Genomic DNA, 11,813 nt, shown 5'->3' on the forward strand with positions numbered 1-11,813 from the left:
TATCTAGATAAAATCAGTAATTGCCGTTGGCGACGTCCGTCAGGCCCTTGCGCTTGGCGTCGTAGTAATAGCCGCGGGCATAAAGCTGCACGGCATTGGCTTCCTTGTTTTGAGCCTTGCTGTCGGCCGTCATCCATGCACCGCGTAGATATTTGGCGGCATATTTGATGTTGGTTTCTGCGTCCAGGAGGCCGGACGCCGGGCCTTCGTATCCCATGGACTTCGCCGTATTATACTTGATCTGCATCAGGCCGAAATATCCGGCGCGATTATAGGCTTTCGGATTGTAGCGGCTTTCGCGGTGAACGACGCGATGGATCAGGGATTCCGGAATTTCGTAAAGCTTGGCGTATTTCTGGATGAGCTTCGAAACGTAGCTCTTTTGCTCAGCCGGAACATCGGAATCGTAATTCGCAGTGTTGGGGGTGGTCATGACGGCCGGCACGACCGTCGGACCGCTGCTGTCGAAATTGAAGTCATAATGCATGCGATTGTCGGCATAGCGCGGAACGCCCATCTGCGCGGGCGTGGCGAAAGCGACTTCAGTCTGCGGTGTCGAACCTGGACGCGGCGTCGGCACGGCGACCTGAATGGCCGCAACATCCGATGTCATCGGAATGCCGGGCTGGCTCTGAGCCACGGAGGAGGAAACCGGCGTGAGCGCGGCATCACCAGGGCGCGCCGGATTGGGCATCGGGATAGCGACCACGGAAGGCACCAGCGGCACGTCGGACGCGGCATAGGCTGCTGCGGCTGAGTTGCTGCCAGCTGGAGCGCCTGTTGCGGCAGCGATTGCGGCGGTTCCCTGATTGGCAGCGCTCGCAACAGGCGTGCCGAAACGTCCCGCGTCCATCTGCTGCTGGCTTGCAGCTGCAACGTTTGTCGAACCCGGAACAACGCGACCGGACTTTGCCATTGCCGTCTGTTGCGGCTGCCGCGGACCGATGAAATTCGGCGATATCGTGGCCACTGCCACGCCGCCTGCTGCAGGCGCGGCCGTGCCGGTTGCGGTCAGGGTCGTATTCGGATGCGGCACGTTGGCGTGTGCCGACGGGAGTTCTGCCTGAGACGTCTGCTGCTGAGTGCTTGCACACCCGGCGAGAGCGCCGCACATCATTGCCGACAAGGCAACGCTGCGCTTCAGGCTGGGAAATCCGATCGTTACCATTCTGTCACTTTCGAAAAAACCAAACCTAATTTCGATGCAATTCGGCCACAGGACCGCCAAATTCGGTCACAGGATCGATAAAATTATGAATCCCCATTAACCTATCCGTGATCGCCTCGCAACCCTGCACCGCCTCAGGCGGCCATCCGGCGGTATCCGGCGGTCACTGCACCGGCTGCAATCAGCAGGGTTCCCCCCGTTCTGTTAACAGCGCGTTGCACGCTTGCCTTGCGGATGAAGCCGCGTGCCATATCGGCGACGAAGACGTAAATAAGCGAATTCAAGGCCGCTAAAGTGAGGAAAGTTGCCTCTAGAATAAGCGTTTGCTGAAGAAATGGCTTCGACATGTCGAGAAATTGCGGAACGAACGCAATAAAGAAGACGATGCTCTTCGGGTTGAGGGCGGTCACAACGTATGAGTGTAAGAGAATTTTTAACGGTTTTTCCTCTGGGAGATTGTCGTTGTCGCCCATCGGTCCCGTCACAATGGGGGCTCTCCAGAGCTTAATTCCGAGGAAAACGAGATAGGCTGCGCCGATCAGCTTCAGAATTGTGAATAGTGTCGCTGAAGTGGCAAGGAGGGCGCCGAGACCGGCGAGCGAAGCGGTCATTGCCGTGAAATCGCCAAGCGTGACGCCAGTCACCGTTGCCAGCGCCGTCTTGCGGCCGTGGCCTAGTGCATAGGATATGACGAGGAGAATGGTCGGGCCTGGTATGGCCAGCATAATGCAGGATGCGGCGGCGAAAGCGAGCCAGGTTTCGATGGACATGGAATCCTCCCTAATTCCTATTTCGCCGCCAGCAAAGACATCGGATTAGCGATCCGTCAACCGTTTGATTGACAATCGGGCCGCCTGATTATCAATCAGTCCGTTGATCACAGATCTATCAGGCCTGTGTGTATTTCTGGCCGATATGGTCCATGACCTCGGCGAACCAAGGAGTGGAGGTATCGAAGGCCTTGCCGCCCTTGATGCGCGGAAACTCGATGACGCGTAGCTTGCCGCCCTGACCTTCATCATGGCCGGTGACGCCTGATACTTTGTTGAGCGCACTTTCCACGGCGAGATCGACCATACCCTGGATCAGGCGAAGGTCCTCGGCGTTTGCCGGCGCGGAGCGTGCAAAATAGCCCGACTTCTGCACCATCGAGCGTTCGGCGCCGATGATGGCTGCGAATTGCTTCTGGAACCAGCCGCCGACATTGATGGTGTCGATCTTTACGTGACCGAATGCATCGCGCTTGACGGTTTCGCCGGCTGCTTCGCGCTCGGCGACGATCGCGTCGAGGCCCGCGCCTTCCGAAACGAACAACGTCACCTGGCCGGTCTTTTCCATGTTAGTGCGCAGGCGTTCGCCTTCAGCCTCGATGTCGAAGACCATTTCCGGCAGATAGAGGCCGTCGATGCGCTTCAAATCGGCATTCATCATGAAGCCTTCGACATATTCGTTGGCGCTGGTCTTCTGAATGTAGGCGCGCGCGGTTGCAGCGGTCAGCCAGCCACAGTGGCGGCCCATCACTTCATGGATGACGAGGGTCTTTGGGGCCGCGGTCTGTTCGTTGCTGACATTGTCGAAGAAGTCAGCACCGACTTCGGCAGCCGTCCAGGCGCCGAGAGACTGGCGGATCGGCACGACGTCGTTGTCTACCGTTTTCGGCAGGCCGACTACCGTCAGGTCGTAGCCATTGGCGCCAAGATAGGCGGCGAGATCGGCGGCCGTCGTATTGGTGTCGTCGCCGCCGATCGTGTGAAGAATGGTCACGCCGTCGGACGCCAGCCGCTCGGCTGCGACGCGCAGCGGGTTTTCGCCTTCCTTGACCAGGCCGCGCTTGACGCAATCGGCGATATTGGTGAGCTTGACGCGGCTGTTGCCGATCGGCGAGCCGCCGTATCGATGCAGCAGGTAGGCCTTTTCGCGCATGGCCGGCGTCACTTCGATGCTGTCTCCCAGCAGAACTCCCTGGTAGCCGGAACGATAAGCGATTATGCCGAGGTCAGGTGCCACATCGCTATAGCGCTGAATCAGCCCGCCAACGGCAGACGAAAGGCAGGGCGCCAGTCCGCCTGCAGTGAGCATTGCGACTTTCTGTTTGGCCATGGAGATCCTCCTTGCAGTCATGCTGCGTCATTTCAGTGGTTGCGGTGGGAATGGATGCGACAGGCGGACATGGGTGTAAAGTAAAGAATTTAAGAAATCCGCGGTTTGTTTCGCCCCCGAAGGCCGGACAGGGCGCTTGGCTGGTTGCTCGCAATGCCGCATCATTACCAAATTGTGAAAAGTGTTTTCGCCCTTGCGACGAATGGACTGCTTGCAATGGCAACTATTATTTGATCAAGGTGTTCTACTGTTTAAGTGGATATCGAGACCGGCATGTCGTTCTGGGAAAAATTGCTGAATGCTATCGGTAGCACTGCCGGCAATGCCCTGTCGGCGGTCGTCGAGGCCATTCGCACTGTCTTTGAAGGCGATCCGGAAACGCGCCGCAAGGTGGCGTTTTCCGTTGCTATAATCGCCCTGTCCGCCAAGATGGCGAAGGCAGACGGCGTGGTCACGGAAAACGAGGTCAACGCATTCCGCGAGATCTTCGAATTTCCGCCCGATCAAGCGAAAAATGTGGCTCGTCTCTATAATCTGGCGCGCCAGGATGTGGCCGGTTACGAAGCCTATGCGGAGCGGCTGTCCTCCCTTTGCGAAACCTGCACGGAGAATTGCCCGGTGCTGGAAGATGTGCTCGATGGTCTCTTCCATATCGCCAAGGCGGATGGCCTGATTCATGAGAAGGAAATGGCCTTCCTTCAGCATGTCGCCGAAATCTTCCATATGAGCGAGGGGCGGTTCGAGCAGATCATGGCGCGCCATGTCAATATTGGCGGCCGCGATCCCTACAAGGTGCTTGGCGTCTCCCGTCAGGACGATTTTCCGACGATTCGCCGCCGCTACCATGGCCTCGTCTATGAGAACCATCCGGATCGCCTCATGTCGCGTGGGGTGCCGGAAGAGTTCCATGCCATCGCGAACGAACGCATGGCAGCTCTGAATGCGGCTTATGCCGAGATCGAGAAAGAACGCCGCGCAGCATGAGTGCATTCAAGGCCGATTTCGCTCGCGCCCATGTGCAGCCTTCGCCGAATCATGGCGATAGGCGGGATGGGCGTCGGCCTGACATCATCCTTTTGCATTATACCGGCATGGGGACCGCCGAAGGAGCTTTGGACTGGCTCTGTCGTCCGGAGAGCCAGGTGTCGAGCCACTATTTCGTCTTCGAGGACGGGCGGATCATGCAGCTTGTCCCGGAAGAGCGCCGCGCCTGGCATGCGGGCAAGAGCTCGTGGCATGGCGAAACCGACATCAATTCGTCGTCAATCGGCATCGAAATCGCCAATGCCGGCCATCCCGGCGGACTGCCGGAATTTCCTGACGCGCAGATCGAGGCGGTGATCGAACTGTGTCGCGATTGCGGCCAACGCTGGGCAATCGCGCCTGAACGGGTGCTTGGACACTCCGATGTTGCCCCTGTGCGCAAGGTCGATCCGGGTGAGAAATTCCCCTGGGCGCGGCTGGCTGTGGCCGGTGTCGGGCACTGGGTTGAGCCGGCTTCGATCACCGGCGGACGGTTCTTCCAGAAGGGTGATGTGGGACAGCCGATCGAAGCCTTGCAATCAATGCTTTCGCTCTATGGCTACAGCACTGAAATAAATGGCGAATTCTCGGAAAAGCTGAAGGGCGACGTCGAAGCCTTCCAGCGCCATTTCCGGCAGGAGCGCGTGGACGGCATCGCCGACTTTTCGACGATCGATACGCTTCACCGCCTACTGGCCGCGTTGCCCGGCTATTCGTGAATTCGTTCCATCCTGTCATGGGTGTTTATAGCCGGCTATAGATGCAAAAACGCGTAACACCCTGCTACGCCATAGCTTTTCCCTATTATTTCCGCATTGCATTGGTCTAACGGCGCTCGCTGAACGGCGGTCGCGCCGTCTGGGTTTGTGTGTCGCGCGGCCGTAGACGACAAATGGGGACTGTGCATTCCGGCGGCTCTTTTTGCCTCCAGCCGGACGTGATGGCTTTGGCTATCCGCGGTCCCACCCCTGGAGACAAAAGACTACATGAAAAATTTGATTGTTGCGGCTGTGGCATGCATGGGCGTGCTGCTGGTGGGATACGATTGCGCCTCTGCGGGCGAGCGCCACGCAAAGCAGAAAACTGTTCCTCTCAAGATCGTCAGCCGCACTACCGGCTTTCCGGTTCCCAATGTTCCCGTCGAATTGCGCGATGCAGAGACCTCCTTCGCACGGCAAAATCGCTACTCCGTATTGATTGCCAAATATGCCAAGCAGAACGGCGTCGCAGTCGAACTCGCGACCGCCGTCATCCGGATCGAAAGCAATTTCAATCCGAAAACTCGTGGAAGCGCAGGCGAAATCGGCCTTATGCAGATCAAGCCGGCGACCGCCAAGCTGATGGGCTATACGGGTCGCGCCCAGGGGCTCTACGATCCTGAAACGAACATCAAGTTCGGCATGAAATATCTCGCCATGGCGCAGGATCTTGGCGGCGGACCGACCTGCAACACCATCCTCAAATACAATGCCGGCCATGGCGCCACGCGCATGAACCCGATCTCGAAGCGCTATTGCGGCAAGGTGCTTGCACTTCTGGACTGACATCCAAGCCAGGATTCGGGTAGGGCGGAATCGCTTTCCGTGCTATCGAAACCGCGACTATCGGTGAGGGTTACGGTATGGCAGCGGATTTCAGGTTCATCGTCGTCGGTCGAGGCATGATGGGGGCAGCGGCTGCCCGTCACCTGGCCAGGCAAACCGACGGCATCGCCGTCATCGGGCCGGATGAACCTGAAGATCGCGCCAATCACCAGGGTGTTTTCGGCAGTCATTATGACGAGGGCCGTATTACCCGCACGATCGATCCGGATACGGATTGGGCTCGTCTAGCAAACCGTTCGATCGGCCGTTATGCGGATATCGAACGAGATAGCGGCATTCAATTCTACGCCCCGGTCGGCTGCCTTGTTGTCGGGCCGAAGCGGGGTGATGAAATAGCTTATGTCGGTGATGTCGTAGAAGCGGCCAGGCGGCTCGGCGTGCAAACCGATATCCTCGATGATGCCGAACTCAAGGTGAAGTTTCCCTTTTTCTCCTTCGCATCGGGAAGCGAAGGGGTTTTCGAACCGCATGGGGCCGGCCACATCAGCCCGCGCCGGCTCGTCAAGGCACAATCCCTGCTGGCGGAAAAGGCCGGCGCGCGGGTCATCAAGCAGACGGCGCTATCGATCCGCGACGAGGGCGGCCTAGCTGTCGTGACGACCGCCGAGGGAGAGACATTCAGCGCCGAAAAGATATTGCTCGCCGCCGGCGGTTTCTCCATTGCCGAGAATCTCTTGCCGCGACCTGTTGAGATGAAAGTTTATGGCCGCACGGTCACCTTCTTCGAAGTGAGCGAGACGGAAGCCGAAGCCCTTTCCGGCATGCCGTCGCTGATATCCAAGGCAGCCGATGATGTGGACAGCATCTATATGCTGCCGCCGATCCGCTATCCGGACGGCAAATATTACATGAAGATCGGTGGCGATCCCGATGATCTGCAATTCACGACCGAGACGGAGCTGCGTGCCTGGTTCCGTACGGCCGGTCGCGACAAGGCGTGCGAGCATCTGGTGCGCATATTCCACGGGCTAGTCCCAGGCGTCAGACGGCCGCCGGCTTTCATCAATTCCTGTGCCGTTTCCTATTCGCCATCGGGTTACCCGATGATCGGCTACACCTCTTCGCCACGCGTGGCGGTTCTGACGGGCGGCTGTGGCATGGCCGCCAAGAGCTCCGATGAAATAGGCCGGCTCGGGGCGGAACTGCTGCTTGCAGGTCGAATCAAGGATGAAGGCTACGGCACGGATTTCTCAGCGTATTTCCGCAATTGACATCCGCTCTTCACAAGCCAGCATATTTCGGTGGCAATTGCCGGCGGTCTCGGTTAATGAGCCTGTGCCAGTTGGCTGGGCAGCCGCGCTTCATCAATGCCGAAAGGCGATGGGGTGAGGAAAGTCCGGGCTCCACGGAAACACGGTGCCGGATAACGTCCGGCGGGGGCAACCTCAGGGAAAGTGCCACAGAAAGCAAACCGCCCGATTTTCGGATCGGGTAAGGGTGAAAGGGTGGGGTAAGAGCCCACCGCGTCTCTGGCAACAGCGACGGCACGGAAAACCCCACCGGGAGCAAAACCGAATAGGGATGACACGGAGCGCGCGAGCGCTCCAGCCTGTTTCCGGGCAGGTCATCCGGGTGGGTTGCATGAGGCGTCGCGCAAGCGCCGTCCCAGATGAATGGCTGCCACGTTCCGGCCTTGGCCGGAGCCATACAGAACCCGGCTTACAGGCCAACTGGCAAATCATCGCGTCACTTCGAGCGGCGCGTCCAACGCTTCCGCCAACTAATTTTCGAAGCTGCTGAATACCTTGAATTTCAGGGCTTCCGGGCCCGACGGGCGAAGGTTTTAACCTGTGAAAACAATCCGTTTCGGGATGTATCCTGAAGCTGATCCTAACCTTTCGTTAAACTTAACGTCTTATGAATATTCAGGCTGTGGCCACGTCTGACGTGGCTTCATCCCATTGACGCCCATATGGTCCCATGGTATCCCAAAAGAACACTGCACAAGGGCAAATCAGAGCCCAATCATCGCAAAGCCATGATCGCTCCCGTTCTGGGGGTGTCGAAGGGGTGTCGGCTCTTTCGGCTTGCGAAGCCGTGTCCGATTTTGGCTGTGCCTGTAGGCGAGTAGCGGCTTGCGGGTCGTGGGGAACGGGTGTTTCGCGTCATGAACCGCTTCCTGTCGAATGCGACCAACCGGATCGATGCCAAGGGGCGGGTTTCCGTTCCTGCGGCGTTTCGTTCCGTGCTGGCCGAGCGCAATATCCAGGAGCTGTACTGCTTTCAGGATTTTGTGTTTCCGGCAATCAGTATCGGCGGTCTCGATCTGCTCGATCGCTTCGAGCGGCAGATTGCGGCGGACGATCCGTTTTCGCCGGCGGCGAACCAGATGTCGCTCCTCATTCACGGGGGCGGGGTCTTCATGAAGCTCGATGCGGAAGGGCGGTTGATGGTCACGGATTTCATTCGCGACTTCACCGGAATCGCAAGCGAAGTGACCTTTGTCGGTCGGGCGGATCATTTTCAACTGTGGCGACCGGAGGCCTTCCTGGCCTTGCAGTCGCAGGCACGAGAGGAGCGCAGGCTGGCGGGCAGGCGCTCGGAATAGAGCGGGGAAACGGAATGGCGGCGAATTCAGGCGGAGGTTCTTCTGATGCCGGTGGCGGACCGGTTCGCCACATTCCGGTTCTTCTTTCCGAGGTGTTGGAGGCGCTGGCTCCGGCGCCCGGCAAGATCATCCTCGATGGAACGTTCGGGGCTGGCGGCTATACCTCCGCCATTCTTAAGGCCGGCGCCGATGTAATCGCGCTTGATCGCGATCCGACGGCAATTGCGGCGGGGCAGGCGCTCGTTTCCGCCCATGCTGGTCATCTCAAACTCATTCAGTCGCAGTTTTCTCAGCTGGCCGTGCATGCTCCCGAAGGTGGCCTTGATGGCGTCGTGCTCGATATTGGCGTCTCCTCCATGCAGATCGACGAGGCGGAGCGTGGGTTCTCCTTCAACAAAAACGGTCCGCTTGACATGCGCATGTCGGCAAGCGGCGTATCAGCTGCCGATGTCGTCAACCGTGCAAAGCTTGCCGATCTCATTCGCATTTTTGTGTTTCTAGGCGAGGAAAAGCAGGCGCCGCGTATCGCGCATGCGATCGAGAAACGGCGTGCGGAAGCCCCTTTCGTGACCACCCGCGATCTGGCAGGTCTGATCGAGGTCGTCACGCCGCGAAAGGCGAAGGACAAGATCCATCCTGCGACGCGGGTTTTTCAAGCTCTGCGCATTTTCGTCAACGACGAGCTCGGCGAGCTGGCTCAGGCATTGTTTGCGGCCGAGCGCGCCCTCAAGCCGGGTGGGCGCCTTGTCGTCGTGACCTTCCATTCGCTGGAAGACCGGATCGTCAAGAAGTTCTTCGCCGATCGCTCGGGCCGTGCTGTTGGGTCGCGTCATATGCCTATCGTAACCGAGCGGCCCGCCACCTTCGAGCCGGTCGGCAAGTCGATGATTTCTGCGAGCGATGCCGAGGCGGAAGCCAATCCGCGTGCTCGTTCGGCCAAGTTGCGTGCGGGGGTTCGCACCTTGGCTCCGGCGGAGGCGGCAGATCTTTCGATCTTCGATCTGCCCAGTCTCGCCAGTCTTGGAAAGCTTGGGGGCTAAAATGCTGAAGACCTTTGACATTGTGCTGATCGGCGTCATGACGGCAATGGCCAGTGTGACCTATACGATCAAGCATCGTGCCGAGCTGAAGCTGGAAGAGGTTCATCGCCTCGAATCGGAAATCAAGCTTGAGAGGGATACGATCGATCTCCTCAAGGCAGACTGGGCGCTGGTTTCGCAGCCGAACCGGCTGGAACGCCTGGTCAATAATTACAATAGCGAACTTCAGCTGCAGCCGACGCTCTCGACGGCGATCGTTCAGCCGAGTGAATTGCCGATGTTACGCTCGCAGCTTCCGCCGCCAACGGTAACGGCCTCCAATGATCCAAAGAGCGGCAAGGCAGGCGGTGCCAAGAGCGGTGCGTCGGTGGCCCCGAGCAATGGCGATACGACGGATGCGCAGATCAGGAAGGCCATCGCCGATGTTGCTGCCGCTCCGGCGCCGCGACCGAAGCCGCCCGCTCTTGCCAAGCGCAAGAAGCCGGATGTCGACAATATGGCAACGGGATCAGTGAGGGATTAATGTCTTTTCTTTCGCGTATCATGGTCCTGAAGAGCAAGGCCCATTTCTCCACTGACGGCAACAATCGCCCCAACGATGGATTTTCCCGTTCGACATTCGAGGGTGCGCGCAAGCGCAAGTCCAACCAGGCAAAAAGCCGTGTCGTACTGCTGGTGGGGAGTTTCATCGCAATCTACTGCGTGATTGGTGGTCGCATTGCGCAATTTGCCATGACCAAACCAGATATTACGTCAAGCATTCTGCCGCCGGATCGGCTGATGGCCTCGCGTCCTGATATCGTCGACCGCAATGGCGCCCTGCTGGCAACCGACATCCGTACGGTCTCGCTGTTTGCCGAGCCGAACAAGATCATCGACGCGGACGAAGCTGTCGAGGAATTGCGCAAGGTTCTACCGGATCTCGATACCAAATCCACCTACAAGAAGCTTTCGGCGAAGTCCTCGCACTTTGCCTGGCTGCGTCGGCAGCTGACGCCGAAGCAGCAGAACCAGATTTTGGCACTGGGCATTCCCGGCATCGGCTTCCGTCCCGAGAAACGCCGCTTCTATCCGGGCGGGACGACCGCCCCCCACATTCTCGGCTACGTGAATATCGACAATCGCGGCGTTGCCGGAATGGAAAAATATATCGACGACCAGGGGCTCGCCGACCTCGCTGCCGCGGGCATGACCAACGATCAGCCGCTGCAGCCGGTGAAGCTTTCGATCGATCTGCGCGTGCAGGGCATCGTTCGTGATGCGGTGGTCAATGCTGTCAAGAATTTCCAGGCCAAGGGCGCGGGTGCCGCAGTTCTCGATGTCCACACTGGCGAGGTTCTCGCCATGGCCTCGGCTCCGGATTTCGATCCGAACTATCCGAATGAAGGCGCCACGGAAGGTTGGCTCAATCGCATGACGAACGGCACGTTCGAAATGGGATCGACTTTCAAGACCTTCACCATGGCGATGGCACTGGATGATGGCAAGGTGACGTTGCGTAACGCCTTCGATGCCACCAACCCCATCCGTATTGGTGGCTTTACCATCAAGGATTTCCACGGCCAGCGGCGCGTTTTGACCGTTCCCGAAATTTTCCAGTACTCTTCGAATATCGGCACGGCCAAGATTGCCGATCTAGTCGGTATCGAAGGCCATAAGGAATTTCTCACCCGTATCGGCCTGCTCACGAAGATGCAGACCGAATTGCCCGAGGTGAAAATGCCGTCGCAGCCACGCGTCTGGAAGAAGATCAATTCTATTACGATCTCCTTCGGTCACGGTGTCTCGACGACGCCGCTGCAGACAGCTGTCGCGGGAGCGGCACTCGTCAATGGCGGCAAGCTGATCGAGCCGACCTTCCTGCCGCGCACGCGCGACCAGGCCGACGCTATTGCCAAGATGGTCGTCAAGAAGAGCACCAGCGATGACGTGCGCTTCCTGCTTGAGTTCAACGGCACGAGGGGCTCGGGTCGCAATGCCCGCGTTCCTGGCTACAATGTCGGCAGCAAGACCGGCACGGCCGATAAGGTGGTCAACGGCCGGTATTCCAATACTCTGAACTTCAATACCTTCATGGCCGTGTTTCCGATCGACAATCCGCAATACATCGTCATGACCTTCATCGACGAGCCAAAGAGCGGCGAGCGCGGTGGCGGGACGATTTCGGCCTTCACGGCCTTGCCGATCGCCCGTGATATCGTCGCCCGTGCGGCGCCGATTCTCGGGGTGCAACCCAATTTTGGAAAAGATGACTCGGCCTTGCTGGCGTCTTATTAAGCGTGAAAGAATACACACGTCGATTCGCGAGGGGCGGACTGATCGAGAAGGCG

At 58.6% G+C, this 11,813-nt stretch carries 11 protein-coding genes and 1 other RNA gene; 9 read left to right on the forward strand and 3 right to left on the reverse strand.

Annotated features, from left to right (window positions below):
- Positions 1 to 13: 13 nt before the first annotated feature.
- From FHT73_RS02555 to FHT73_RS02565, 3 genes are all read right to left on the reverse strand, one after another.
- Entirely contained in the window at positions 14 to 1,168 is a 1,155-nt protein-coding gene (locus tag FHT73_RS02555; protein ID WP_112419952.1) for a lytic transglycosylase domain-containing protein, read from the reverse strand.
- Positions 1,169 to 1,302: 134 nt separating this feature from the next.
- Positions 1,303 to 1,938 carry a LysE family translocator gene (locus tag FHT73_RS02560; protein ID WP_112334468.1) on the reverse strand — a complete coding sequence of 212 codons (636 nt, stop codon included), beginning with the start codon at positions 1,936 to 1,938 and terminating at the stop codon, positions 1,303 to 1,305.
- A 118-nt stretch (positions 1,939 to 2,056) separates the two neighbouring features.
- Positions 2,057 to 3,268 carry a pyrophosphate--fructose-6-phosphate 1-phosphotransferase gene (locus FHT73_RS02565; RefSeq protein ID WP_112334470.1) on the reverse strand — a complete coding sequence of 404 codons (1,212 nt, stop codon included), beginning with the start codon at positions 3,266 to 3,268 and terminating at the stop codon, positions 2,057 to 2,059.
- Between the two features lie 273 nt (positions 3,269 to 3,541).
- On the opposite strand from FHT73_RS02565, the gene FHT73_RS02570 reads away from it, so the two are divergent.
- The 9 genes from FHT73_RS02570 to FHT73_RS02610 all read left to right on the forward strand — a co-directional run bounded on the left by FHT73_RS02570 (position 3,542) and on the right by FHT73_RS02610 (position 11,760).
- Complete coding sequence (locus FHT73_RS02570; protein WP_112605207.1) at positions 3,542 to 4,252, forward strand: DnaJ family molecular chaperone; 711 nt, start codon at positions 3,542 to 3,544, stop codon at positions 4,250 to 4,252.
- Positions 4,249 to 5,010, forward strand: a complete 762-nt coding sequence (locus FHT73_RS02575) for an N-acetylmuramoyl-L-alanine amidase (RefSeq protein WP_112605210.1) — start codon at positions 4,249 to 4,251, stop codon at positions 5,008 to 5,010. The genes FHT73_RS02570 and FHT73_RS02575 overlap by 4 nt, the downstream gene beginning before the upstream one ends.
- A gap of 267 nt (positions 5,011 to 5,277) precedes the next feature.
- A complete protein-coding gene (locus FHT73_RS02580) occupies positions 5,278 to 5,835 on the forward strand; it encodes a transglycosylase SLT domain-containing protein (protein WP_112419954.1) in 558 nt (185 codons plus the stop codon).
- Positions 5,836 to 5,912: 77 nt separating this feature from the next.
- Positions 5,913 to 7,106 carry an FAD-binding oxidoreductase gene (locus FHT73_RS02585; protein WP_112605213.1) on the forward strand — a complete coding sequence of 398 codons (1,194 nt, stop codon included), beginning with the start codon at positions 5,913 to 5,915 and terminating at the stop codon, positions 7,104 to 7,106.
- A 67-nt stretch (positions 7,107 to 7,173) separates the two neighbouring features.
- Positions 7,174 to 7,573, forward strand: an RNA gene (gene rnpB, locus FHT73_RS02590) — RNase P RNA component class A.
- A gap of 429 nt (positions 7,574 to 8,002) precedes the next feature.
- Complete coding sequence (mraZ, locus tag FHT73_RS02595; RefSeq protein ID WP_112334477.1) at positions 8,003 to 8,443, forward strand: division/cell wall cluster transcriptional repressor MraZ; 441 nt, start codon at positions 8,003 to 8,005, stop codon at positions 8,441 to 8,443.
- A 14-nt stretch (positions 8,444 to 8,457) separates the two neighbouring features.
- Entirely contained in the window at positions 8,458 to 9,483 is a 1,026-nt protein-coding gene (gene rsmH, locus FHT73_RS02600; RefSeq protein WP_183709656.1) for a 16S rRNA (cytosine(1402)-N(4))-methyltransferase RsmH, read from the forward strand.
- Between the two features lies 1 nt (position 9,484).
- Positions 9,485 to 10,006 (forward strand): hypothetical protein, encoded by a 522-nt coding sequence (locus FHT73_RS02605; protein ID WP_112605219.1) that lies wholly within the window; start codon positions 9,485 to 9,487, stop codon positions 10,004 to 10,006.
- Positions 10,006 to 11,760 (forward strand): penicillin-binding protein 2, encoded by a 1,755-nt coding sequence (locus FHT73_RS02610; protein ID WP_112605222.1) that lies wholly within the window; start codon positions 10,006 to 10,008, stop codon positions 11,758 to 11,760. The genes FHT73_RS02605 and FHT73_RS02610 overlap by 1 nt, the downstream gene beginning before the upstream one ends.
- Positions 11,761 to 11,813 lie beyond the last annotated feature (53 nt).

Origin of the sequence: Rhizobium sp. BK098 (assembly GCF_014193155.1) — a bacterium.
In the GTDB taxonomy this organism is placed as follows: Bacteria; Pseudomonadota; Alphaproteobacteria; order Rhizobiales; family Rhizobiaceae; genus Rhizobium.

Excerpts from the sequence above, each read along its gene's own strand:
- FHT73_RS02555 (WP_112419952.1), bottom strand. The coding sequence starts at position 1,168 with ATGGTAACGATCGGATTTCCCAGCCTGAAGCGCAGCGTTGCCTTGTCG.
- FHT73_RS02560 (WP_112334468.1), bottom strand. The coding sequence starts at position 1,938 with ATGTCCATCGAAACCTGGCTCGCTTTCGCCGCCGCATCCTGCATTATG.
- FHT73_RS02565 (WP_112334470.1), bottom strand. The coding sequence starts at position 3,268 with ATGGCCAAACAGAAAGTCGCAATGCTCACTGCAGGCGGACTGGCGCCC.
- FHT73_RS02570 (WP_112605207.1), top strand. The coding sequence starts at position 3,542 with ATGTCGTTCTGGGAAAAATTGCTGAATGCTATCGGTAGCACTGCCGGC.
- FHT73_RS02575 (WP_112605210.1), top strand. The coding sequence starts at position 4,249 with ATGAGTGCATTCAAGGCCGATTTCGCTCGCGCCCATGTGCAGCCTTCG.
- FHT73_RS02580 (WP_112419954.1), top strand. The coding sequence starts at position 5,278 with ATGAAAAATTTGATTGTTGCGGCTGTGGCATGCATGGGCGTGCTGCTG.
- FHT73_RS02585 (WP_112605213.1), top strand. The coding sequence starts at position 5,913 with ATGGCAGCGGATTTCAGGTTCATCGTCGTCGGTCGAGGCATGATGGGG.
- mraZ (WP_112334477.1), top strand. The coding sequence starts at position 8,003 with ATGAACCGCTTCCTGTCGAATGCGACCAACCGGATCGATGCCAAGGGG.
- rsmH (WP_183709656.1), top strand. The coding sequence starts at position 8,458 with ATGGCGGCGAATTCAGGCGGAGGTTCTTCTGATGCCGGTGGCGGACCG.
- FHT73_RS02605 (WP_112605219.1), top strand. The coding sequence starts at position 9,485 with ATGCTGAAGACCTTTGACATTGTGCTGATCGGCGTCATGACGGCAATG.
- FHT73_RS02610 (WP_112605222.1), top strand. The coding sequence starts at position 10,006 with ATGTCTTTTCTTTCGCGTATCATGGTCCTGAAGAGCAAGGCCCATTTC.